Here is a 23,925-nt window from a genome sequence, read left to right as displayed (position 1 = left end):
CTGTTTAAGAAAGAATACGGCAAAAACGTCTCAAAACCAATAAGGAGCTCAAAATGCGTGAAGTTTTCGTCATGGCCGCGGCTAGAACCGCTATCGGTGATTTTGGTGGTGGTCTGAAAGATGTGGCCCCCTGTGATTTAGGGGCAACGGTAGTTAAGGCCGTGTTGGACCGCTCAGGTGCCGACACTCAAGCGATCGGGCATCTTGCCTTTGGTCATGTGATCCATACGGAACCCCGCGACATGTACCTGTCGCGCGTGGTCGCCATTAATGGTGGTTTGCCACAAAGCAGTGCTGCATTCAATGTTAACCGTCTCTGTGGCTCCGGTTTGCAGGCCATCGTTTCAGCCGCACAATCAATTCTGTTGGGTGACACCGAAGCTGCAATTGGGGGCGGTGCCGAGTCCATGAGTCGGGGTGGTTATCTGTCGCAAACGCAGCGTTTTGGTTCGCGCATGGGTGATGCCACACTGGTTGATATGATGACAGGCGCGTTGTCAGATCCTTTTGGCCGTATGCACATGGGGGTGACTGCAGAAAACGTCGCAGCTCAATTCAATGTCACTCGCGCTGACCAAGATGCGCTGGCGCTCGAATCGCACCGGCGTGCTGTGGTCGCTCAGGATGAAGGCCGGTTCAACGATCAAATCGTGCCTGTCGTTATCAAAACTCGCAAAGGTGAAGTTGAATTTAAAGTTGATGAACATCCTCGTCGTGATGTCTCTGCTGAAACCATGGCTGGTTTGCGTGCGGTGTTCATTAAAGAGAATGGTACTGTCACGGCCGGTAATGCCTCTGGCATTAATGACGGAGCTGCTGCGGTCTTGATGATGAGCGGTGAAGCGGCTAAGGCAAGTGGCAAACAACCCATGGCGCGCCTAGTGGCCTATGCCCATGCGGGTGTGGATCCTAAAATCATGGGTATTGGCCCCGTACCTGCCACGCAGGCTGTGCTCAAGCGCGCGGGCTTGACCGTTGATCAGTTGGACGTGATCGAGGCCAATGAGGCTTTTGCTGCACAAGCTTGTGCGGTAGCAAAAGAGCTGAAATTCGACATGGCGCGGCTGAACCCAAATGGAAGCGGTATTTCGCTGGGCCACCCCGTTGGTGCCACAGGCGCAATTATTACAACCAAAGCTATCTATGAACTGCATCGGATCAAGGGGCGCTATGCCCTGGTCACGATGTGTATTGGTGGGGGCCAGGGCATTGCCGCGGTGTTCGAACGGGTATAAACGGTCTTGCTACATCAATGATCGCTCGGCCATCGAGATCACGCGATGGCCAGCGACGATCAGATGGTCGAGAAGCTGAATATCGACCATCGATAAGGTTTTCTTAAGTTCTCGGGTCAATTCGACGTCAGCCACGCTAGCCTGGGCAAGTCCAGAGGGGTGGTTGTGCGCGATGATGAGAGAACGGGCATGGTGCTTGAGCCCCGCCTTGACAAGTTCACGAGGGTAAATCGAGGTCTGGGTTAACGTGCCTCTTGATATTTCTTCGGTGGCGATCAGCCGGTTCTGATTGTCCAGAAACAGCGCCACACAGTGTTCGATCTGCAAATGTCCCAGAAGCGTCTGGCAAAAGAATTTGACTTGATCCGGGTCCGACAAGGTATCGCTGTTGACAAGCGTTTCTTCTATCGCGCGCCTGGCGATTGTTGAGATTGCGCTGATCTGACACGCCCGTGCCTGCCCCATCCCTTCTAGGCGCATCAAGTCGATGGTCGGAGTTGCTAGCAGCTGTCGAAGGCCTTGGTGATGACTAAGCAACATATGCGAGAATTCAATCACGTTGAGTCTTTTTGTACCGGATCCCAGCACGATCGCCAGCAGTTCAGCATCGGTCAGGTTGCTTGCCCCAAATTTAAGCAGGCGTTCGCGGGGACGTTGGTCATTTTTAAGGGTATCGCGCAAGGTCATGGACAAGGCTCTAAAATAGGGTTTTGACAAGCTTGCCACGGTGACAGATTTTGAACTCAACGTCTTCTGCAACGCCTCCGGTTGTCCGTCCGGATTCTTACCTGACTTTGCACTACCGTATCGTGATGACGAGCGGCCCTGCGGCAGGCTCTAATTTCATCGATACCTTTAGCGGCAGGCCAGCCACCTTGCAGCTGGGCACCGGGCAATGGTCGCCCCACATGGAGACTCCGCTGCTGGGTCGTCCCGAGGGGGATTGTTTTAGTTATGAGCTATCAGCTTCTGATGCCTATGGCGAGCGTAATCCGGATTTGGTTCAGCGCGTCAGCCGCAAAATGATGATCGAGCAAGGTGGTGCCGACGCAGGGTTTGAACCAGGCGATGTGGTAGAGTTCACCGCCCCAAACGGCGGCCGTTACTCTGGGGTTCTGAAAGAGCTGGGTGACGATTCGGCTTTGTTCGACTTCAATCATCCCCTCGCTGGTTTAACTTTGCGAGTCGATATTGATTTGTTAGGGGTCCTTTGATGACCAGTGTTGAAGTCGTTTTGGCTCAACCACGGGGCTTTTGTGCCGGCGTTGACCGTGCCATTGATATTGTTGAGCGGGCAATTGAGTTGCATGGGGCGCCCATTTATGTCCGTCACGAAATTGTTCACAACCTGTATGTGGTTGAAGACTTGCGCGCGAAAGGAGCTATTTTTATCGACGAACTTGAGCAGGCTCCGTCAGGGGCAATTGTTGTTTTTTCTGCTCATGGGGTATCCCAAGCGATCCGAAAACAGGCCGATAAGCTCGGCCTGAAAGTGTTCGATGCAACCTGCCCGCTGGTGACTAAAGTACATATCGAGGTTGCCAAAATGCGCGAGGCAGGCCGTGAGATTGTCATGATCGGGCATAAAGGCCATCCTGAAGTCGAAGGCACCTTGGGTCAGTCACCCGACGGTATGTATTTGGTGGAGACGGTCGAGGATGTGGAGGGGTTGCTGGTGAAGCGGCCCGATCAGTTGGCCTTCGTTACCCAGACCACCTTGTCCGTGGATGACGCCAGTGCCGTTGCTGCGGCACTCCGCAAGAAGTTTCCCACCATCGTTGAGCCCAAAAAGAGTGACATTTGTTACGCCACACAAAATCGACAAGATGCGGTCAAAATTCTTGCGGCTGAGTGTGACTTAGTTCTGGTCGTCGGTAGCGCGAATAGCTCGAATTCGAATCGCCTGAGAGAAGTAGCCGAGCGCAAAGGCCTGCCAGCTTATCTGATCGACGGCGCCGATTCTATCGATCCTGTTTGGCTCAGTGACAAAAAACATATCGGGATCACAGCGGGTGCCTCGGCTCCTGAGTTGCTGGTGCAGCAGGTGATCAACCGCCTGAAATCGCTCGGTGCTGTCTCGGTGAGAACCATGGCGGGTCTAGAAGAGCATGTATCCTTCCCACTGCCTAAAGAATTGTCGCGCAAACAGGCGGCGGTGTCAGCCCTAGCGCCAGAAGTAAAGGTTTAAACGCATGGCCGCTAAATTGACCGCACTGGAAGTCATGCAGGATGCGCCCGTTATCCCTGTTATTGTCGTCAATGAACCTGAGCAAGCTGTCGCGCTCGCCCGAGCGCTGGTCGCAGGCGGGATCCGTATGCTCGAAGTGACACTCAGAACCACAGCGGCACTTCAATGTATCCGACAGATCGCCTCTGAGATACCCGATGCAGTGGTGGGGGCGGGTACAGTCTGCGACAGTCAGAGCGCGCAGGCAGCGGTTGACGCAGGCGCTCAGTTTTTGGTCAGTCCCGGTTTCACGGCCACTTTGGGTAAAGCAGCACGAGATCTTGACGTGGCTTTGTTGCCCGGCGTATCCACTGCAAGTGAAATCATGATGGCGGGCGATGCGGGCTTCACGGCGTTAAAGTTTTTTCCGGCGATTCAGTCGGGTGGTGTACCCATGCTTCGTGCCTTGAATGGCCCGTTTTCGCACGTCAAATTCTGCCCAACCGGCGGTGTGACCGCACAAAATGCAAGTGAGTTTCTGGCCCTGCCGAACGTGGTTTGTGTTGGGGGATCATGGCTGTGTCCCGCTGAGGCGTTGGCCAACCGTGATTTTAATCGTATCAGTCTACTTGCTCGCGCTGCGGCAGGCTTGGACCGCTCGGGCATCCGGTAAGGCAGCGACAGCCCCCCAACCTTGCACAGCAAGCGAGGCTGCGGTATTGGCATAGTCAGCGGCATCGGCCAAGCTGTCGCCCAAAGCCAGTCGGGCTAACAAGTTGCCACAAAAACAGTCACCAGCGCCCGTCGCGTCGACAGCCGTCACGCGTCGACCAGCGATGTGCTGACGGTTGTCAGACGTGCTGACAATACAGCCTTGGTCACCTTGCTTCAAGACGACGGTGACAGCGCCTTGCGCATGGCACCAATCAAGTATTTGATCCGCATCGGACAAACCTGTCAGCGTCGTGAGATCGTCCATGCTGGGTAAAAAAAGATCGCAAAGTCCGATCGCCTGGCTGATCGTGTGCTTGGCCTGATCAAGCGACCAGAGCTTGAGTCGCAGATTAGAATCAAACGACACTTTGACCTGCGCGGCACGCGCTAAGCGCATGGCTCGAAGCACGGTGTCTGCTGCGCTGACCGAGATAGCCAGCGATATCCCTGAAACATGTAACCATTTGCTAGACTCTATTGGTTTTTGCGCAAAAACCTCCAGCCAGTCCTGAGACAAATTACTAGCAGCTGAGCCGGCGCGGCGATAGGTGAATTCGTGTCCGCGAGCGCCGTGTGTGACGAAATAAATACCGGTTGGGCGCTCGTTATCTATCTCGATGCCGTCGACATTGACCGCTTCTTTGCGCCACAGATCCATCAAACTCTTACCGAAGGTGTCTTGACCCAAACGAGTCAGGTAGGCGGTCTTTGCGCCCGCCCGCGCCGCTGCGATCACTGCGTTGCTCGTGTCCCCGCCAAAGCCTTGTAAATAGTTTGGTTGACCCGGCGTCGTCTGGTTGAACTCAAGCATTGCCTCACCGATCGCCACAACATCAAACACGATTCTTCTCCTTAAAAGGCGCTGACCAAAGATCTGAATGACCGATAACGCATTGAGTGGCCTTTAAGCGTCTGTTCAACCATGATTGAATAGTTTCATTACTGACCAACGCAGTTTCTTGAACAGCTTTTGCACTGCCGTGTGCAAGCGCTTGAATAAGCATTTGATCCTCAGGTGCCGTTAAAACCCAAGGGCTTGAGGCTGTCTCAGTCTCGTACGCTCTTAAGCGCAACTGTTCAATCAGTATCTCGGTGGCGTTGGGACCGGCGGCCACACCAAACCCCTTATCGTGTTGTTGATGACGATGAAAAGCCTGAAGCATCTCTGCGTCGGCATCATGAACGGGTGACCATTGCTCATCTCCGTTATAGGTCAGGACCGTGTAGAAGGGGCAACGCAGACTTCCGCAAAAACGTGTTAACCAACTGTTTGAAACCAAATCAAAAAAAGCAGCCGCCGTGACAAGATCGCAATCTTTGGCGAGTACCTGTTCGATGTTGATCGCAAGATCTTCTTGTAAAAATGCGACTTCAATTTGTTTGGCCTGACGAGTAATGGTCAGTGGCGATAGCTCAGCGGTGGATTCGGCACCAGACCAGCTGGTCAGTTCAGCTTTTGCTGCTTTTAATAATTCGAGATCGTAATCGATCAAAGTCCATTGCTGATGAGCCGGTAGAGAGTCTGCGATTGCTCTGAGATTCGATCCAGTACCGCAACCCAGATCCAGAATTCGCATCGGTCGGTCTGTTGAAAAAAACAAATGCTCGAAATGAGAACGGAGCTTATTTTGTAGCGCGATATCTCTGGAGCGGTGATCGACCGGTTCTCGCAGCGATAGCCAGTACGCAGAAAATCCTGTCATCGCGTTGCATCCCTTATGGTGTGTTCTGAAGATAAATCAAATTGTTCTCTAGCGCGTTGAGCGAAGTTACCATTGAGCGCCATCAGTTCGTCGAACGTGCCGCTTTCTATTAATTTGCCATGATCGAGGACCAAGATTTTGTCTGCCCCCCGGATCGTTGAAAGGCGATGCGCAATGACAAGGGTAGTGCGGTTCTTGATCACGACGTCCAAGGCGCGCAGTAACTTTGATTCAGTGCCACTATCCAGCGCACTGGTAGCCTCGTCCAGGATCAAAATGGGTGGGTCTTTGAGCATCGCCCGGGCGATAGACAGGCGCTGACGCTCGCCGCCTGAAAGTGACCTGCCGCGCTCACCGATCACTGAGTCAAAACCATTCGCACTTCGGGTAATGAAGTCATAGGCCTCTGCCGCTTGAGTCGCTTGCACCATCTGTTCTTTAGTTGCGTCTGGTGCGCCAATGGCCAGATTTTCTGCAATGCTGCGATTGAACAGCATGGCTTCTTGAAAAACCACTCCAATATTGCCACGCAACGAATCCAGCTTAATCTCTCGGATGTCGATGCCATCTATTTTTATGGTTCCCGAGTCTGGGTCGAAGGTCCGGTAAAGCAATGCCAACGCCGTTGACTTGCCTGCGCCTGATTCACCAACCAGGGCAACGGTTTGCCCAGGTTCGATGACAAAACTAAGGTTGACCAAGGCATTGCGCTGATTGCCGTAAGAAAACGTAACTGCGTCGAATTCAATCCGTCCCTGAAACCTTTTAACGTCTCTGGCGGTGGGTGAATCTTGAATATGAGGTGTTGTATCCAGCACATCAAAAAACTCTTGCAAACGAGGTGCATCGCCCGCCAGTCGGTTGATAAATTGTGCGGTTTGTTCAAGTCGTCCAATGACCAGCGTGGCGATTGAGATGAAGGTGACAATTTCACCAACGGTGGTCAAGCCCTGGGCAAACAACCAGATGCCAAGCGTAATGATGCTGAGTACGGTCAGTGTGGTGCTGACCCGAGTCAGCACTCTGACAATCGCCCACCAGGACAGCACCGGAAACTGCGCACTCAGCACCCGACCACTGATGCCTTTGATTGCGTTGACCTCGTCTTTGACTCGCGCAAAGCTCTGTACCAAAGCAATATTACCCAGGGTGTCATTAGCCCGTTCAGCGAGATCAGAGTGATGTTGCTCTACCTCTCGTTGTAATCGTTGCGTTTTACGCACGATATAGACCGACAAGTAGGCGAATATGGCACACAACAGGACCAGTAACCAAGCCATCCGCCAGTTGATATAGAAGGTCAGCGGGATGAGCACAATCAGGGCAATGAACGAGCTGAAATGATCTCTGAAGAACCCCAGCCATAAGGCCCACAGCGAGTCAACGCCCTGCAGCATGATCTTCATCAGTCGGCCAGAATGCATCTGGTTGTAGTGAGACGCTGGAAGCTGCAGCACATGTTCAAAGAAATGTCGCAAAACAAGATGGCGCCGGCGATGGGCTAGTCGATCGGTTTGCAACGCAAGAAAGCTTGCGCACAGGATTTCAAAGAGGCCGAAACAAACCCAGGCAGTGAGGTAGGGGGCAGTCGTTGCCCAAGCAGTCGCCAGTTGCTGACTGGTCAATTGCGAGAGCGAGTCGATGATACGTCCGAACAAAACCGGCTCTGCAAAAAGTGCAAGGACCAAAGCGACGTTTGCGATCGATAACCACCACGCCAGTCGAGTATCTTCACCGAGTTGTTGCAGGACTCTCTTGTAGATCTGGATGAAATTCATGGTGTGGGTTAAACCTGCCTGGTCAGCAGCGCCGGCAGTTCAAGTAAAAGCAGATCCTTGGGTGGCATGGTCTCTTCAGGTAACTGACCAACCCCTTTTAGCGTCATCCATCTGCCTACCGAGGGCCAAGACAGAATCACAGCAAGTGGGATTGGCACAGCTAGCCCAAGCAAAAAGAAGAGGGAATACACAAAAGCATGCGGTAGATTGACAGCAATTGCGATAAGGCAAGCGCAGCCAAAAACGGTATGTAGCCAGTACAGCCGAACCGCAGAGAGCCACGCGACCGAGTGATCGTCGCGCGTTTGCCCCACCCAGCCTTTGCTACGACCTGTAAATAAACGGCCGAGATACACGGTTTGGTTAAACCACATGATGGGGCAGATCATCAACGAGAAAAGTGTCTCGATGAAAACGCCTAGTAAAAATTTACCCGGCCCGCCAAATGCCATTCGCTGCTTTTTGCTACACATGACATCGACCGCACTGGCAATCTTGGGTAAGTAAAACAAGACCAAGGTGGCAACAAACAGCAACTTGAGGAGATCAATATTAAATGCCGAAGACAGTTGACTGGTCATGGTGGCGCTGACGCCGGCACAAAGCATAAGACCAATCCAAGCGGGAGCGCCTGCAAACATCAGCATGGCAAGCACCAATTGGATGCGGCTGACAAAGGCTAGTTTCGGCAGGCGAATTAATTCACCGTATTGCATGTTGCCCTCGCACCAGCGTAAATCTCTCTGAACGAACTCTGGCAAGGTTGGTGGGTTTTGCTCCCAACTGGCGTCCTCCAGGGGCATAACGCGCACGTGATAACCGGCTCGACGCATCAGCACCGCCTCAACCTGGTCATGACTCAGAATGTGTCTGGGCCCGAACCTGTCAGGCTTGAGTAATGGCAGTTTGCAGAATTCAGTGAAAGGCTTTATCCGGAACAAGGCATTGTGGCCCCAGTAAGGTCCGCAATCTCCTTGCCACCACGCGCTGCCCATCGTCCATGACCTCATTCCCAGGCGCATCCCGAACTGAAATAAGCGGGTGAAGCCGCTTTGTGATGGCATGGCAACTACCAAGCCCTGCAATATCCCCAGTTGAGGATCCGCTTGCATCATCCTAACCAGTCGCAAAATGGCGCTACCGGACATGAAACTGTCTGCATCAAGGGTTAGCGCAAAGTCATGTTGATCGCCCCAGCGCTCGCAAAAGTCGTGCACGTTACCTGCTTTGTAGCCTTCGTTGATGTCGCGACGGCGATAGGTCAAATCGATTTCTTGTGCTGCGGTCGCTTTGAAAGCTTCAAACTTGAGCGCTTCAGTGGCGGCGAGCTGCGGGTCATTGGTGTCGCTCAGGATGTACAAATGGAAGAAACTTGCCGCACCAGCCTGCACGAGCCCGTCTACCGTCAGGGATAAATTTCGGATAACTTGAGTTGGGTTCTCATTGCGCACACATACCAACAGGGCTGTGGATGCGGTTATGGGTTGGTCTTGGTCAGCGTGTGCTGCGTGAGCCACTGCTTGGGGCAATAAGCTGGCGAGAGGGTCGACACGGAACCGCAGGAGGACGAATCCGATTATGGCGTTCCAGGTGCCGATACTGAGCCAAGGGAGCAGGACAGTGTAAAGACTTAACACGATCAGCCCCATTGGTGTCAGAGCCATCGGCGTGACGGCTCGATACATGAGCAACCAAAGCGCCAGCATTGTCGTCCCGACCAGAACACTGAATATCAATCTTCTGCGCACGGGAGGCAATGGCTGGACTGCGGATCGACTAAGTTGCAAGGTATTGCCTTGGGGTCATTTATACTGGGGCGATAGCACGATGGCAGTATAGGTCATGCGGCTATCCAATATCTGTGATTTTATGAAGCGATTCGACCGTAACCTTGTATGACTAGCGTTCAAGCACTTTGGTACACGGCGCCCAATCAAGCCGAAATTCGACATGAGCAGATGCAACCCCTTCCGCACGGGTATTGTCTGGTTAGAACGCTGTATAGCGCGTTCAGCCGAGGCACTGAATCATTGGTCGCGACCGGTCGTGTGTCCGTCGAGGATTACGAGCGGATGCGCGCGCCTTTCATGGAAGGCGAATTTCCGTTTCCGGTTAAATACGGCTATGCCAATGTGGGTGTCGTCGAAGAGGGTCCGGCAGAGCTCGTTGGTAAAACTTTTTTTAGTTTGAATCCGCATCAAAGCGTGTTGCAAGTGCCCGCGACGGCGCTGGTGGGCGTTGGCAACATCCCGCCAGTCAGAGCCTTATTGGCAGCCAATATGGAAACCGCGCTCAATGCTATCTGGAACGCATCCCCGGGGCCCGCGGACCGTATCGCAATTGTCGGCGGTGGTGTCGTTGGATTACTGGCTGGCTATTTGTGTGCCAAGCTGCCCGGTGCTGAGGTCACACTCGTCGACATCAACCCTCTGCGCGAATACGAGGCCAACAAGCTCGGTATGGCTTTTGCCGCGCCTCAACAGGCTCCCCAAGATTGCGATCTGGTCATACACGCCTCCGCAAGCGCTGCGGGTCTAAACACCTCAATCAATCTGGCGGGTGAAGAAGCAACAATTCTTGAGCTGAGCTGGTTTGGTGCAGGCACAACGCCCGTGGCGCTCGGAGGGGCCTTTCATAGCAAACAGTTGAAGCTGGTGGCTAGTCAAGTTGGGCATGTTGCAGCTTCGCATCGGCCGCGCTGGGATTATGCGAGACGCTTAAACGCAGCGATGCAGTTGTTGGATGACCCAGCGCTCGATATCTTGCTTGAACGGCCAATCGCCTTTCAAAATATCTGTCGCTATCTACTCAGAATTTTCGATCCACAAGCTGGTGTGCTTTGCCAGCCTGTTTCATACTGACGTTTTTCAGGAAGCCAAAATGTTTACAGTTGAAGTCCGTGACCACATCATGATCGCTCATTCGTTTCGTGGGGCAGTTTTTGGCCCGGCACAGGCATTACACGGCGCGACTTTCGTCGTCGATGCCGCCTTCGTATCAAAAGAGCTTGATCCGAATGGGATCGTTGTGGATATTGGTTGCGCGCTGGATGTTTTGAAAGCGACGCTTAAACCGCTCAACTACACGAATCTTGACGATGTGCCTGCTTTTAAAGGTCTGAATACAACGACTGAGTTTTTGACGAAGCATATTTTCGACGAACTTTCACTCGCCGCTAAGTCAGGGAAATTAGGGCGGGACGGTAGTGAGTTGCATGCAATCTGTGTGACGATATCCGAATCTCACGTGGCCCGCGCGTGGTACGAAGCTGTTTTGTGAGTGAGCCACGCGTTGCGTTTGCTGTCCCAGGCGACTTGCAGACTGCAAGTGGGGGTTATGGCTACGACCGTCGAATCATCGCAGAGCTTCGGGCGTTGGGGTGGGTGGTTGACATCATATTGCTGGGTGATGCGTTTCCATGGCCAGATAAGGCAACGCTCGCTGAGGCTGAGCTACGGCTCGAAGCGATCGACGCAAGCACACTGATCGTTATTGATGGGCTGGCCTTTGGTGTCATGCCCGAGATCGTTTCGGGACTTTCTCGCACACGGCAATTGATTGCCTTGGTTCACCACCCACTGGCGCTTGAAAACGGTTTGTCAGACTCAGCTCAATTCACCTTGCGAGCAAGCGAGACACAGGCGCTCGTTTCGGCTAAGCATGTCATCGTGACCAGTCAGGCAACCGCCAGCTTGATGCCCGAATTCGGTGTTCAACCTGATCGAGTAAGCGTCGTTTATCCGGGTACTCAGACGGCGAGCAGGGCGCGTGGTGGCGGTACACAACGTGTCGAGTTATTGTCTGTTGGTAGTCTCATCCCTCGTAAAGGCTTTGACGTGTTGGTGTCCGCATTGGCCAAACTGACCGATCTGGATTGGCATCTCACGATCATTGGTGACAATCAACGTGATGCAGTCTGTGCGGCAGCGCTGACACAACAAATCAGCGCTTGCCAACTGGGTGACCGAATCACCCAGACGGGGACTTTGACTGCAGACGAGCTTGCTAGTTATTACGATCGGTCAGATGTTTTCGTACTGGCGTCTCGCTTTGAAGGCTATGGCATGGCTTATGCCGAGGCCATGGCGCGAGGCCTGCCGGTTATTGGTACTACCGGTGGTGCAATCTCAGATACGGTGCCTGAACAAGCTGGGGTTTTGGTCCCCCCAGGTGACGTCAATGCGTTGGCTCAAGCAATTGCACTGATGGTCCGCGAGCCCCTTGCGCGAGAAAAATTCGCGCAAGGGGCCTGGCAAAGCGCGCAGTTACTGCCAACCTGGAAAACTTCAGGGATTCAGTTTGCCGATATTCTCGCTAACATCGACCGTTGACGCTTAGCCTGAAAAATCGCAATCAAAAAGCACCTCGCCATCCAATGGATGAACGCTTACCACCGGTCTGATCGCTTCGCTTAGCTTTTGAATTTCGGCAAGGCATAAGCCTGTTCTGCCCGATCCCAGGATGACTGGGGCTACGATTAAGTGCAGTCGATGCAGGCAGCCAGCATGAATAAAGCGGGCAATGGTGTCAGCGCCCCCCTCGATAAGGATGCGGTGCAATCCTCTGTTAGCCAAAGCGGAGATGATGTCAACGGGTGTTATTTGACCCTGTTTTGAGGTTAGTGCAACATGTTCAACCCCGGCAGGGATGTCAGGTTTCGCTCCCTCATTGGTGACGACAAGTCGCCTCGTCCCATCAGCGCACCAGACTTTTGCGTCGCGAGAAAGTTTGCCTGTCGGGTCGATTACTACTCTGGCTGGATGTGTCCCTGGAACCTTTCTAACCGTCAGCATAGGATCATCGGCTACTGCCGTCCCGACACCCACAATCACCGCATCGACCAGGGCACGTAACCTGTGTAGATGGGTCAGCCCGGCCTCGCCGTTAATATATTTAGAGTCGCCAGTCGGGGTAGCAATTCGGCCGTCTAAAGACTGGCCTAATTGACCAATCATGAAAGATTGCGCACCTGTGCCGAAAGAGCCGAATAGTGGGTACCAGACATTTTGTGTGTCTAGCTTCGAACACTTGACCCCGTGAACAAAGGATTGCCATTGTTCGGCGTCGAGTAGGGTTTTAGCGAAAAAGTTCATCACACTGGCATAATACAGGGTAATCCCGAAACTAAGGTTGTGTTACGTGTCGCCTACTCAGCATACAAGAAACGAGATTGATCACGCATTGACGTCTGTTGACCGAGCAATAGCAGACTTACGCCGCGGCGCAGCAGTTGTGGTTCGAGGTGGTCATCATCTGATACTGATGCTTGCCAGTGAAGGGGTGGGCCCAGAGAGCCTTGAGCAGTTTCGCCTAGCCGGCGAGGGGGATGTCTCGGTCGCGATTACAGGTAAACGAGCTCGCGCACTTGGATTAGCTGATGCCGGTCACGATTTCTATCTGATCCGAGGAAGCAGATCGTTACAAGCTGACGATGTCGAATATCTGTCTGACCCCACTTCGGTCTCACAGCCTGCCGACATGACGCAACTCAAGGTATCTCAAGGTGCTTCTATTGAAGGCGCTGGCTTGCTGCTGACTAAGCTAGCAAGATTATTGCCGGCTGCGTTGACGATGCCAATTGATCATGAGCCCGCGGGTGCGCTGGTGGTTGATGTGAAAGACATTGAATCTTATAAGACTTTTGGTGCGCAGCAGCTAAGGATTGTTAGTCAGGCAAGGGTACCGCTTGAAGGTGCCGAACAGGCTCGGATGGTTGCGTTCAGGCCAGGAGATGGTGGATCTGAACACTTTGCAATCCTCATCGGTGAGCCTGATTTAACTCAACCAGTATTAGTCAGATTGCACTCAGAGTGTTTTACTGGAGATTTGCTTGGATCGCTGCGGTGCGATTGTGGCAGTCAGTTGCGAGGTGCAATTGAGGCTATGTCAGAGGCGGGAAGCGGGATCATGCTTTATCTAGGGCAAGAGGGTAGAGGGATTGGCTTAGTCAATAAGCTGAGAGCCTACCAATTGCAGGATGCTGGTTATGACACGATCGATGCGAATTTGCAGCTAGGCTACGACGAAGACGAACGAGTGTATTTACCGGCAGCACAAATGTTGAAATTGCTGGGCGTCAAACAAGTTAAACTGATGACCAATAACCCAATTAAAGTGAGCGCGCTGGCCCACCATGGGATTGAAGTGACCGAGCGGGTGCGTCACGTTTTCGCGATGAATGAGCATAACGTCGGTTACCTTCAAACAAAAGCGGTAAAGGCGGGACACTTAATTTAAAAAAAACAACGAGGCGAGGCATGACAGCAGAGCTGGTGAGTAGGCAATACAGGCTTAAAACGATTATCAAGTTTTTTATTCTGACCATTGCTTGGATCGGACTGTCTGGTCAGGCGCAATCTCAAGCAATTGAATTGCTCGCGTCCAAGCTTGCGGCGCCGCCCTGGCAACGAGTCAAACTGCAGCACAACGCGCAATCGTTTGACTTTGCCGTCTATGCCAATCACGATTTATCTGAAACAGATTTCAATATCAATGAAATCGTCATCGTGTTGCACGGTTTAAGCCGTAACGGTGATGGCTATTTTGCGTCAGCACAGTCATCACTCAATCAGGTGCGTCCAGATCAGACCAATATTTTGTTAGTTGCCCCTCAGTTTGTGGCACCTCAAGATCGGATCTTGGGATTTACCGATTTGCCAACATGGGCGCCCAATGCCTGGGCAAGCGGTTTAGACGCAGCAAATGGCCCAAGCGGTCTGAGTTCTTATGATGCGATAGATGAATTGCTGTTGGCGCTTACTGACAAAAGTAAGTACCCGTCGCTGCGCAAAGTGGTATTTGCCGGTCATTCCGCAGGTGGGCAGCTGGTACATCGTTATGCGGTGTTGAACCAGATTGATTCTCGCATTCGTAAATCCGGTATTGACTTGCAGTACGTGGTCGCGAACCCCTCAGCCTATATGTATTTCACTAAGGATCGTCCAACATCAGATACGACCTTTGGGCCTTTCAATGAGCAAGCATCCTGCCCGAACTATGATCAGTATCGTTATGGCACTCGGGACATCATTCATTTTGGCGCAGGGCTGTCGGCCTCAGTCCTACTTGAGCGCTATTTGAGTCGCCCAGTCACCTATATGATGGGGACGTCAGATAACAATCCAGCGCAAAGTGATCTCGACAAGACGTGTGCAGCCAAAGCGCAAGGCGCAACCCGGATTCAACGTGCCCGTCGCTATGTTGCTTATGAAAGATTCGTCGCAACCCCCTTTACCTTTATCAATCACGATGCGTATGAGGTGGTTGGTGTCGGGCACAATCAGAGCGGGATGTTTCAATCAACTTGCGGTGTGAAAGTACTTTTTGGGGCCGAGGTAGCCGCCAACACAGTCTCGGCTCGGTGCGAATATAAGCCCGCGCAACCGGTCAAAGCTCAACCGGTCATCCTGCCTGCCAAGATGGATGGGCCTGGCGGCTGATTTTGTTAAGGCAGGCTGTTGGCAAGTCATTTCCTGTAATGGAAAACCCGAGTGGCAAAATCGCGTCAACGGCCTATCCTAGCAGGAAAAGATAATCAACGGAGACAAAACAATGTTGCCTTGCAATCGTACCCTCGCTCGTCTTTTACAAACAATATTCGCTAGCGCATCGCTGCTTCTTGGCGCAAGCAGTCAGGCGGAAGACGGCATCACCGATACTGAAATTGTTTGGGGCAGCTCAGTGCCTTTATCTGGCCCTAACGCTGGCTATGGCCCGATCGGGCGGGCGCAAAGGGCGTGTTTTGAATACATCAATAATGATCTTGGCGGGGTCAAGATGGGGGATGGTAAAACCCGTAAGATCAAGAACTTGATGTACGACGATGCAATGGAGCCCGCACGAGCGTTGCAGAATGCACGCCGGTTAATCAGTCAAGATCACGTGTTTGCAATCTCGGGGAATGCGGGAACGGGTGCCAACCTAGGCGCGAGACCTTACTACAATCAAGAAAAAGTGCCTCAAGTGTTTGTGTTTTCGGGGGGGCCGATGTTGGGCGACAAAGAAAACGTCGAGAAATTCCCTTGGACGATGCCAGCGCTATTGGCGTACAACACAGAGGCTGCGTTATACGCCGCCTTCATCAAAGAAAAATTCCCCAACGCTAAAGTCGCCTTGTTTAATGACGATAGCGGTGGTCCCTTCTTTGCTAAAGGCTTTGTCAAAGCGGCGAAGGATATGGGTCTGAATATCGTGATTCACGAAGAGCACACCTACAGCGAACCGACGATTGACGCCAAAATCGATCGCATTGCCGCGTCTGGAGCCGACGTGTTTGTCGATGCGACGACTCCTAAATTTGTCGTTCAGGCGTTAAAGCGAATGGCGGCGATCAATTGGAAGCCAAACCATATTATTTGGGGTGTCGGCTCTAGCATCGGTGGTGCTCTGCAACCTGCTGGTACAGATGTATCCAAAGGGATCTACAGCGGTATTTGGTTAAAAGACCAGGCAAACCCTGCATTTGCAAATGATGCTGATATGAAGCTTTATGTAGAACAATTAAAAAAATATGAAAGTGGTTTGAATCCAGCGGATCAAAACGCAGCTACGGGTTGGTTTGTGTGTCAGGCTGTCAAGTCGGTGCTTGAACGAACTCAGAAGCCTACCCGCGAATCCTTTATGCAAGCTGCGCGTAGCATGAAGGGTCAAAAAGTAGCGTTGCTGCTAGATGGCATTACTTTAAATACTGATGGATCGATGGATGGCTACCCCATTGAATCGGTTCAGATGGCTCAATTCGACGGTGAGAAGTTCGTTCCAGTCGGGGCCATTATTAATTTCGAAGGCAAAACACCAGCTCCCTGATCCAGTCAACTTCCTAACTAATCAAGAGAGACCGCCATGGTGCAATCAGTTGATCATCAGCAATTGATAGGCTTTATCGGGCTGGGCGCAATGGGTAGCAGAATGATTACTCATCTGAAAGGGGTGGGTAAACTGATTGCATTAGATGCTGACCCTGCACGAGCTGCTGAGGCAGTGGTCACGTCCGAGGCCATTGCCGCCCGTAGCTTGCATGAGTTAGCAACAGCCCACGTCGTGATCTTGATGTTGCCAAACAGCAAGATTGTCGATGAAGTGTTTAAAGGGTCTGAAGACAAAAAAGGCTTGATCGATATTCTGTCGGCTGGTTCGATGATCATCGATATGAGTTCGTCTGATCCAACACATACGGTAGCTAACGCGAAACTGGCACAGGATAAAGGACTAACGTTTATCGATGCCCCCGTTTCAGGTGGCATTAATGGGGCCGCTTCGGGCAAACTCGCAATTATGGCCGGTGGAACTCAGGCACAGTTTGATCAAGCCTTGCCTTTGCTCAGCAAGATGGGTTCGAATGTTGTGTTGGCAGGTGCTGTGGGTGCCGGGCATGCAGTGAAAGCTTTAAACAACCTGCTTGGTGCCACTATCTTTGCCGCGACTGCAGAGGTATTTTCGGTTGGTGAGAAATTCGGTCTTGATCCCCGTGTGATGCACAAAATTGTTAACGCATCCAGCGGTGGTAGCTTTATGTCAAACCACATGTGGCCCGGCCCAGTGTTAGATAAAACATGGAATTTCGGTTTTGCCATGCAACTGATGCATAAGGACGTTGGTGTTGCTATGTCTCTTATTAAAGCGACAGGGATTGATACCGTCTTATGCCAAGACAGTGCCAAGATTTGGGATGAGGCTTTAAAAGCTGCCAAACCGGGGTCTGACATGACTATTCTGGCACAGCAAATTCAGCACAAGGCAGGGCTTTGAAATTAGCGGTGTCTAACGTGTCGTTGCGGTTTGGCGGTATCGTCGCACTGAATGACTTGTCGTTTGAATTGCAAGCCGGCGTCATTTGTGGATTGATTGGCCCGAATGGGGCTGGCAAGACCAGTCTGTTTAACTGTATCAGTCGTCTGTACAACCCGTCTGCCGGCAAAATTTCGTTTGATGGACGGGATATCACTCGACTCAAAGCAAATGATGTCGTGCAGCGAGGTATCGCTCGCACGTTTCAGAACCTTGCGTTGTTACCATCTTTGAGTGTGCTCGAGAATGTGATGCTGGGCGGTCACCATTACGGACGAACCAGCTTGTTGAAGGCATCCTTTGTGCCTCTGCAGAACCGACGCGAAGAATCATCGCTCAAGGAATTTGCGCATTCTTTGCTGGCAAAGCTTGATCTGGCTAAAGAGGCGCACCGCCGTGTAGACGATCTCCCTTATCCAACCCTCAAGAAGGTTGAGCTAGCCAGAGCGCTGGCGGCTCGGCCATCTCTCTTGCTGTTGGATGAGCCGGCGGGGGGGCTCGCTCATTCAGAAGTTCATGAGCTCTCAGACGCGCTCGTGAAAATTCGTGAAGAATTCAATTTGACCTTGTTATTAGTCGAGCATCATATGGGCATGGTGATGAAAATATCCGACAGCATTATTGTTCTAGACTTTGGACACAAAATTGCGGACGGTAAGCCTGAGGACATCAAAACTAATCCACGAGTCATCGAAGCGTATTTAGGTAAACCCCGATGAATGTGCTTGAGATTAATAATCTATCTGCAGGTTATGGGCGTATTCGCGTTCTGCACGGGATATCAATGGCGGTGGAGGAAGGCTCGGTATCAGTGCTGCTAGGTGCCAACGGCGCCGGCAAAACAACAACGTTGAGAGCCATCAGTGGCTTGATTAAGTCTGAAGGCTCATTGACGCTCGATGGCGTCAATATCAACGGTTTGCGACCTGACCGTGTCGCTAGGTTAGGCCTCGCTCACGCTGCCGAGGGTCGAGGAACCTTCACCGATTTGACCGTCGAAGAAAACCTGCGGGTGGGCGCTTTCCGTCGGCATGATAAAGATGAGATTAGCGCAGACATCCAAAAAATGTATGAGTTTTTTCCGCGCTTACGCGAAAGATATCAACAAAAGGCGGGCAACCTGAGCGGAGGAGAACAGCAGATGTTGGCGGTCGGCCGCGCGTTAATGTTGCGCCCACGAGTGCTATTGCTCGATGAGCCGTCGCTGGGCTTAGCACCAGTCATCATTAACGACTTGTACGACGCACTCGGTCGCGTCAAGGCAGAGCTCAAGATCTCCATGCTGGTTGTTGAGCAGAATGCGAACGTAGCCCTAGAAATTGCTGACTATGCCTATGTGCTCGAGTCGGGTGCGATTTCTTTGCACGGCCTCGCAAAGGATGTCGCTGCTCACGATGGGGTGAGAGCTGCGTATTTAGGGGATTACTGATGAACTACTTCATTCAGCAGCTACTCAATGGCGTCGGCTCGGGCGCTATTTATGCATCGCTCGGACTTGCCCTGGTGCTGATCTATCGAACAACCAATATTGCTAATTTCGCGCAGGGTGAAATGGCTACCTTTTCGGCTTTTCTAACTTGGCAGTTGACTGATTGGGGCGTTCCAATTTTCCCGGCGCTTCTGCTGACTGTGTTGCTGTCAATGATGATTGGCGCCGTGGTCTACGCTTTAATTGTGAGACCGGTCCAGTACAAGGATGAAATGACGATCATTATTGTGACGCTCGGCTTGTTTCTGGCTTTCAACAGTGCGACCGGTGCTGTCTGGGGGTTTTTGCAGAAGTCGTCACCCACTCCTTTTTCCAAGGTGGTCTGGACGTTCAGCAATATCCGCATCGCGGCTGAACTAGTAAGCTTTATTGCTGTGTTGATGGGTGTATCGGCTGGCCTCTTTCTTTTATTTCAAAAGACTCGGCTAGGTACGGCCTTAAGAGCATCAGCCTCGAATGCGCAGTCTGCCCAGCTGTCCGGGATACCTTATACGAAGATGATGATTTTAGGGTGGGCGATGGCGGCTGGTCTGGGCGCGATATCTGGCGCCTTAGTGGCGTCGCGACTCACACTTGACCCCAATATGATGGGAGATGTCGTCATCTATGCATTTGCAGCCGCCGTTGTCGGTGGAATGAATAGTTATGTGGGCTCTGTAGTGGGGGGGCTGATAGTGGGGATTGCGCAATCCTTGTCTACGTCGTTTTTGTTTTTTCTTGGGTCTGATCTGCAGATGGTTGTCCCACTCGCTCTGATCGTTGGGGTCTTGTTGATTAAGCCCGAAGGACTATTCGGCAAAGTTGTTGCCATAAGGGTTTGAACCATCATGAACAATGGCAATAGACCGTCCGTGATTGAGCGAAAGCACAAAATCAGTGCGTTCAGGTTTCTACTTATCCCTTTGTGCGCATTTCTGTTGACAGCTCCCTTTGTTGCACCGAGTTATCTGACTTTTCAATTAACAGGTGTGCTCGCTTATGCGGTCGCAGCGATTGGGTTGAATTTGATTACAGGCTATGCTGGCCAGATATCTCTGGGACACAATGCATTTTTTGCACTGGGTGCCTATACGGCGGCCCTCAGCATGGGGTATTGGCATTTGCATTACGCCTTGTCGATATTACTCGCTGCGCTTGTGTCTTTCGCTGTGGGCTTATTGGCGGGTTTTCCTGCCCAGCGATTACGAGGCCTTTATCTTGCTTTAATTACCTTAGTTTTAGCGGTGTCAGTGTCACCCTTTATCAAACACTTTAAGGAGTACACCGGCGGGATGTCAGGCTTGCCCATCGAGCGGCCGATCGCGCCGAAGTGGACTGGGCTGACGCAAGATGGCTGGGTTTATTACGTTGTCTTGGGATTCGCTTTCTTATGCTTTTATTTGGCTCGTAACTTCGTTGCAGGTAGCACGGGACGAGCGTTGACAGCAGTCAGACAAGCACCTCTTGCTGCTCTTTCGATGGGTGTTGACGTCAATCAATACAAGGTGCTGATTTTTGGTTTGGGGTCGATGCTGGGCGGGGTCGGGGGAGCCTTATTCAACCTTTCAATCGGATTCATCGCGCCGGATTCGTTTACGCTTCTCTTGTCCGTTAGCTTTTTAGCTGCGATCGTTGTTGGTGGGTTGGGTACGATCTGGGGCGCGCTGATCGCCGGATTATTCTTGCAATTTGTGCCTTCTTACGCGTCTGACATCAGTGAGGCGTTAGCAGGGGCGGTTTACGGCGGGATTTTGATCGCTTGTATGTTTTTCATGCCCAAGGGCATTATTGGCACCATCACGAGTGCTGGCCATAACAAGACATAGAGAGACACAGATGAACAGAAGAGAATTTGTCCTGAGTGGCCTGGGTACTGCCTATCTTGCTAGGCCAAAGCTTAGCCTTGCACAGTCACTGGTAAAGGCAAGCGACTATCCCAACCGATCAATTCATTTAATTGTGCCTTCTGACGCTGGCGGCGGCACTGATTACGCGGGTCGTGCGGTCAGTAATAAATTATCTGATTTGCTTGGGCAATCTGTCATTATCGATAATAGACCAGGTGCCGCGGGCAATATCGGGGTCGAACAAGGCGCGCGTGCAGAGCCAGACGGGTACACGCTGGTGATGCCGATTACCTCCTTCCCCATGAATCCGTCTTTGTATTTAAAACTGCCTTTTGATACGGAAAAAGACTTTGTGCCTATCGTGAAGGTCTGCTCTGCACCCTTGGTGCTGGTTGTGAACACTGACGTCAAAGCCAATAACCTGCAAGAGCTAATCGCTCTGGCGAAAAAGAATCCAGGGATGCTGAATTACGCCAACTCTGGTAACGGCACCAGCTCGCACCTTGCTGGTGAATTGCTTAAGAAAATGGCCGACGCTCAAATCATGAGCATCAACTACAAAGGCGGTGGCGCGGCGATTGTTGATACAGTTGCTGGACGAGTGCAGATGTATTTCTCGACGGTGCCAGCTGCTTTTCCGAACATTCAAGCAGGTCGTCTCAAGGCGCTTGCTGTCAGTTCAAAGCAGCGCGTTGATATGTTGCCTGATGTCCCTACGGCTGATGAGGCAGGATTATCAGGGTTCGAAGTCGTTGGTTGGTTTGGGATCTTCGCACCAAAAGGCACACCCAAATCGGTAACCGAAAAACTCAATGTTGCAATCAACACCGTTTTAAAGATGCCTGAAATTCAATCACATTTTGCAAAGGAAGGTTTGGTCACAGGTGGTGGCAGTCAAGAAGACCTGCAGAAGCTCTTACAAACGGATATGGCAAAGTGGAGCAAGCTGATCAAAGAAATCGGTATCCAGCCGGTTTGACTCAACCATTATCTGAGAGACTGATACGCCATGACAAATCCAGGTAAACGTTTGCGTGAACTCATCTCTGCACCAGAGATACTGGTGATGCCAGGCATTTTTGATGGATACAGCGCGAGACTCGTGCAGCAAAATGGCTTTCAGGCGGGCTTTTTAACTGGTGGTGGCATCAGCGAATCACGTTTGGGTCAGCTAGACATCGGGTTGATGGGCTTAGAAGAAAACCTGCAAACTTGCCGCGCAATGGTCGCTTGTTGCGATCTTCCCATGATTGCCGACGGCGATACCGGCTATGGCAATGCTGTCAATGTTCATCACACGGTTCGGGCGTTCGAGCAGGCCGGTGTGGGTGGCGTCATGCTCGAAGATCAACTATGGCCTAAGCGTTGCGGGCATATGAAAGGCAAAGAAGTCATTTCCGCCGAGGAAAATGCTGAGAAAATCCGATCGGCTGCCCAGGCTCGGCGCAATCCAGATTTTGTAATAAAGGCCCGCACCGACGCTTATGCCATGCACGGGCTGTCAGAGAGCATTCGTCGCTTGAATTTGTATGCCGAGGCTGGGGCAGACTTGCTGTTTGCGGACGCGGTCCTGCATGAGGATGACATTGCAACCTTAGTCAAGGAGCTTGTGAAACCTGTGTCCGTCAATATGGGTTTTGGGATACGGACTCGATCTACGACGCCTCTGATTTCTGCCAAACGTCTTGAGGATCTCGGTGTTGCTGCTGTCATTTACCCCAGATTGTTGACGGCCTCTGCGGTTCAAGGCATGAAGAACGGACTACTGGCTTTGATGGATTCGCTAGGTGCAGATCAAGTTGTGGATCGACCGGATCTTGCCATATCGTTTGAAGAGATTAATGAACTGTGCGGCTACGCAGAATCGCAAGCGCTAGAGCAACGGTTTTTAGTCAACGCTACATTACAGAAAAAATATAGCTTGTGACGTTCATTGGTCACACGTAAGAAAAGGAATCGTCATGACTTTGTTGTCGATAGATCATCCGGCGGCTTGGCGCTCAGAGGATCTTGCTCGGGATCACAGCTGGATTTTCATGATTGGAGATGCGTGCGCTCGCCAGATGCGCGACACGGTGCTTAGCAGGTACGAACCAGATCGTGACTTGCTCGATTATCGGGCCGAAGAGTTTGATCTGGGGGATGGTTGGTCATACATTGAAGCAGCATTAAAAGAAGTCAAGTATGGGCGAGGCGTCGCGCTCATTAAAGGCTTGCCGCGCACAGGACTTGATAGCAAACAGTTTGAATTGCTGAGTTGGGCTATCGGTTTACGCGCGGGTGTCGCCCGGCCGCAAGGCAAGGCCACGCAATATATCTCTGCAGTCAAGAATGCGGGGATGACATATCGAACCGGCACCGGCCGAGGTTATTCATCAAATGCAGAGTTAGATTTTCATACGGATTCGTCTGACTTAGTGTTTTTAAGTTGTTATAACAAAGCCTTATCGGGCGGTAAAACAATACTGTGCAGCTCTTTGAGCGGGCACCAGGTTATGGCGAGCGATTATGCCGATCAACTTGACTGGCTATATCAGCCGATTGGTTTTAGTCGCCAGGGAGAAGCTGCACCCGATGAAGGTCCGTTTGTTGTCATGCCCGTTTTCTCAGAAAAAAATGGCAATTGGTTTGGTCGTTGGAACTGGAACCGCGTTCGTTCAGCTCAGCAGATCGAGGGGGCTCCATTCTTGTCAGCGGAGCATATCGCAGCCCTTGAGCAATTCGATCAAGTCGTGCGTAGACCGGACATTGCCTACGAGATGTGGCTTGAGCCGGGTGACCTGCAAATTGTCAGTAGCCACGTGACGTTGCACTCACGAACTGAATTTGTGGATCACGATGATGAAGCAAAGCGTCGACTCTTGTATCGCCTTTGGATCGCACCGCCTGATAATCAGGATATGCCGGAATTTTGGCGTGATCTATATCGCTCTTGTGAGGGGAATACTGTTCGCGGCGGTATCCGCGGGCACCAGTACGCTGCGGTCCATGCTGCATATGAACAGCGTCAAGCCGGTGCAATGGGAATGCAACTTGGGATTTAAGCGATTCATCACCTCACTAGGCCGTAAGTTTTTATGTAGATTCAAACATGGTCACCCGATTCAACAAACTTTATTATTTTCTCCCGCACCCTTAAGTTCCTGGATTTAGCGTCGTTATATGAGTATGAGCTTGCAGTTTGAGCAAATGAATCTGACTAACTGATTGAATTCATTCAGTTATTC

General features: G+C 51.8%; 25 protein-coding genes. 19 read left to right on the top strand and 6 right to left on the bottom strand.

What is annotated here, in order from left to right; all coding sequences use genetic code 11:
• The first annotated feature begins 53 nt into the window (after nt 1-53).
• Nucleotides 54-1,235 (top strand): acetyl-CoA C-acyltransferase family protein, encoded by a 1,182-nt coding sequence (locus BCM14_RS09450; RefSeq protein WP_106227786.1) that lies wholly within the window; start codon nt 54-56, stop codon nt 1,233-1,235.
• 9 nt (nt 1,236-1,244) lie between these two features.
• Here the strand turns inward: BCM14_RS09450 and radC are convergent, their stop codons facing one another.
• On the bottom strand, nt 1,245-1,982 hold the full coding sequence (gene radC / locus BCM14_RS09445; RefSeq protein ID WP_311042730.1) for a RadC family protein: 738 nt from the start codon (nt 1,980-1,982) through the stop codon (nt 1,245-1,247).
• Here radC and BCM14_RS09440 point away from each other — a divergent pair.
• The 3 genes from BCM14_RS09440 to eda are packed head-to-tail and all read left to right on the top strand — an operon-like array spanning nt 1,973 to nt 4,075.
• Complete coding sequence (locus BCM14_RS09440) at nt 1,973-2,449, top strand: FKBP-type peptidyl-prolyl cis-trans isomerase (RefSeq protein WP_106227784.1); 477 nt, start codon at nt 1,973-1,975, stop codon at nt 2,447-2,449. The two genes, radC and BCM14_RS09440, sit on opposite strands and share 10 nt — an antisense overlap.
• Nucleotides 2,449-3,423: a 4-hydroxy-3-methylbut-2-enyl diphosphate reductase gene (gene ispH / locus BCM14_RS09435; RefSeq protein WP_106227783.1), complete on the top strand. Its 975-nt coding sequence runs from the start codon at nt 2,449-2,451 to the stop codon at nt 3,421-3,423. The genes BCM14_RS09440 and ispH overlap by 1 nt, the downstream gene beginning before the upstream one ends.
• A 4-nt stretch (nt 3,424-3,427) precedes the next feature.
• The gene (gene eda, locus BCM14_RS09430) at nt 3,428-4,075 is read left to right on the top strand and encodes a bifunctional 4-hydroxy-2-oxoglutarate aldolase/2-dehydro-3-deoxy-phosphogluconate aldolase (RefSeq protein ID WP_106227782.1); all 648 of its coding nucleotides are present in this window, start codon (nt 3,428-3,430) and stop codon (nt 4,073-4,075) included.
• Here eda and BCM14_RS09425 read toward each other — a convergent pair.
• From BCM14_RS09425 to mdoH, 4 genes are read right to left on the bottom strand one after another with little or no spacing between them, the layout of a single operon-like run.
• Nucleotides 4,028-4,957: a sugar kinase gene (locus BCM14_RS09425; RefSeq protein WP_311042729.1), complete on the bottom strand. Its 930-nt coding sequence runs from the start codon at nt 4,955-4,957 to the stop codon at nt 4,028-4,030. The two genes, eda and BCM14_RS09425, sit on opposite strands and share 48 nt — an antisense overlap.
• On the bottom strand, nt 4,950-5,819 hold the full coding sequence (locus tag BCM14_RS09420; RefSeq protein ID WP_106227780.1) for a methyltransferase domain-containing protein: 870 nt from the start codon (nt 5,817-5,819) through the stop codon (nt 4,950-4,952). Before BCM14_RS09420 ends, BCM14_RS09425 begins: the two co-directional genes overlap by 8 nt.
• On the bottom strand, nt 5,816-7,597 hold the full coding sequence (locus BCM14_RS09415) for a glucan ABC transporter ATP-binding protein/ permease (protein WP_106227779.1): 1,782 nt from the start codon (nt 7,595-7,597) through the stop codon (nt 5,816-5,818). Before BCM14_RS09415 ends, BCM14_RS09420 begins: the two co-directional genes overlap by 4 nt.
• 8 nt (nt 7,598-7,605) lie before the next feature.
• On the bottom strand, nt 7,606-9,303 hold the full coding sequence (gene mdoH, locus BCM14_RS09410) for a glucans biosynthesis glucosyltransferase MdoH (RefSeq protein WP_106227778.1): 1,698 nt from the start codon (nt 9,301-9,303) through the stop codon (nt 7,606-7,608).
• Here mdoH and BCM14_RS15310 point away from each other — a divergent pair.
• The 4 genes from BCM14_RS15310 to BCM14_RS09395 are packed head-to-tail and all read left to right on the top strand — an operon-like array spanning nt 9,281 to nt 11,928.
• On the top strand, nt 9,281-9,436 hold the full coding sequence (locus BCM14_RS15310) for a hypothetical protein (RefSeq protein WP_259673556.1): 156 nt from the start codon (nt 9,281-9,283) through the stop codon (nt 9,434-9,436). The genes mdoH and BCM14_RS15310 overlap by 23 nt on opposite strands.
• Nucleotides 9,437-9,492: 56 nt before the next feature.
• Complete coding sequence (locus BCM14_RS09405) at nt 9,493-10,458, top strand: zinc-dependent alcohol dehydrogenase (RefSeq protein WP_106227777.1); 966 nt, start codon at nt 9,493-9,495, stop codon at nt 10,456-10,458.
• A 19-nt stretch (nt 10,459-10,477) separates the two neighbouring features.
• The gene (locus tag BCM14_RS09400) at nt 10,478-10,876 is read left to right on the top strand and encodes a 6-pyruvoyl trahydropterin synthase family protein (protein WP_106227776.1); all 399 of its coding nucleotides are present in this window, start codon (nt 10,478-10,480) and stop codon (nt 10,874-10,876) included.
• A complete protein-coding gene (locus BCM14_RS09395; protein WP_259673530.1) occupies nt 10,873-11,928 on the top strand; it encodes a glycosyltransferase family 4 protein in 1,056 nt (351 codons plus the stop codon). Before BCM14_RS09400 ends, BCM14_RS09395 begins: the two co-directional genes overlap by 4 nt.
• A gap of 3 nt (nt 11,929-11,931) precedes the next feature.
• On the opposite strand, the gene BCM14_RS09390 is transcribed toward BCM14_RS09395, so the two are convergent.
• Nucleotides 11,932-12,690 carry a RibD family protein gene (locus BCM14_RS09390; protein WP_106227774.1) on the bottom strand — a complete coding sequence of 253 codons (759 nt, stop codon included), beginning with the start codon at nt 12,688-12,690 and terminating at the stop codon, nt 11,932-11,934.
• A 46-nt stretch (nt 12,691-12,736) separates the two neighbouring features.
• Here BCM14_RS09390 and ribA point away from each other — a divergent pair, with 46 nt between their 5' ends.
• The 11 genes from ribA (at nt 12,737) to BCM14_RS09335 (ending at nt 23,742) form a co-directional block, all read left to right on the top strand.
• Nucleotides 12,737-13,834 (top strand): GTP cyclohydrolase II, encoded by a 1,098-nt coding sequence (gene ribA, locus BCM14_RS09385; protein ID WP_259673529.1) that lies wholly within the window; start codon nt 12,737-12,739, stop codon nt 13,832-13,834.
• A gap of 20 nt (nt 13,835-13,854) precedes the next feature.
• Nucleotides 13,855-15,036: an alpha/beta hydrolase gene (locus tag BCM14_RS09380; RefSeq protein ID WP_106227773.1), complete on the top strand. Its 1,182-nt coding sequence runs from the start codon at nt 13,855-13,857 to the stop codon at nt 15,034-15,036.
• A gap of 112 nt (nt 15,037-15,148) precedes the next feature.
• Nucleotides 15,149-16,402, top strand: coding sequence for an ABC transporter substrate-binding protein (locus BCM14_RS09375; protein WP_106227772.1), 1,254 nt, complete (start codon nt 15,149-15,151; stop codon nt 16,400-16,402).
• A 36-nt stretch (nt 16,403-16,438) separates the two neighbouring features.
• Nucleotides 16,439-17,344 (top strand): NAD(P)-dependent oxidoreductase, encoded by a 906-nt coding sequence (locus BCM14_RS09370; RefSeq protein WP_106227771.1) that lies wholly within the window; start codon nt 16,439-16,441, stop codon nt 17,342-17,344.
• 8 nt (nt 17,345-17,352) lie between these two features.
• The gene (locus tag BCM14_RS09365; RefSeq protein ID WP_311042728.1) at nt 17,353-18,102 is read left to right on the top strand and encodes an ABC transporter ATP-binding protein; all 750 of its coding nucleotides are present in this window, start codon (nt 17,353-17,355) and stop codon (nt 18,100-18,102) included.
• Complete coding sequence (locus BCM14_RS09360; protein WP_106227769.1) at nt 18,099-18,812, top strand: ABC transporter ATP-binding protein; 714 nt, start codon at nt 18,099-18,101, stop codon at nt 18,810-18,812. The genes BCM14_RS09365 and BCM14_RS09360 overlap by 4 nt, the downstream gene beginning before the upstream one ends.
• On the top strand, nt 18,812-19,693 hold the full coding sequence (locus BCM14_RS09355) for a branched-chain amino acid ABC transporter permease (RefSeq protein ID WP_106227768.1): 882 nt from the start codon (nt 18,812-18,814) through the stop codon (nt 19,691-19,693). The genes BCM14_RS09360 and BCM14_RS09355 overlap by 1 nt, the downstream gene beginning before the upstream one ends.
• Before the next feature lie 6 nt (nt 19,694-19,699).
• Complete coding sequence (locus BCM14_RS09350; RefSeq protein ID WP_106227767.1) at nt 19,700-20,677, top strand: branched-chain amino acid ABC transporter permease; 978 nt, start codon at nt 19,700-19,702, stop codon at nt 20,675-20,677.
• A gap of 10 nt (nt 20,678-20,687) precedes the next feature.
• Nucleotides 20,688-21,677 carry a tripartite tricarboxylate transporter substrate binding protein gene (locus tag BCM14_RS09345; protein WP_106227766.1) on the top strand — a complete coding sequence of 330 codons (990 nt, stop codon included), beginning with the start codon at nt 20,688-20,690 and terminating at the stop codon, nt 21,675-21,677.
• A 30-nt stretch (nt 21,678-21,707) separates the two neighbouring features.
• Nucleotides 21,708-22,625, top strand: coding sequence for an isocitrate lyase/PEP mutase family protein (locus tag BCM14_RS09340; protein ID WP_106227765.1), 918 nt, complete (start codon nt 21,708-21,710; stop codon nt 22,623-22,625).
• Between the two features lie 34 nt (nt 22,626-22,659).
• Nucleotides 22,660-23,742, top strand: coding sequence for a TauD/TfdA family dioxygenase (locus BCM14_RS09335; RefSeq protein ID WP_106227764.1), 1,083 nt, complete (start codon nt 22,660-22,662; stop codon nt 23,740-23,742).
• Nucleotides 23,743-23,925: the final 183 nt, after the last annotated feature.

The organism is Jezberella montanilacus (genome assembly GCF_003003055.1).
GTDB classification, from domain to species: Bacteria; Pseudomonadota; Gammaproteobacteria; order Burkholderiales; family Burkholderiaceae_B; genus Zwartia; species Zwartia montanilacus.
The sequence above is the reverse complement of the archived record's forward strand: the minus strand, read 5'-3'. Positions and strand labels throughout refer to the sequence as shown.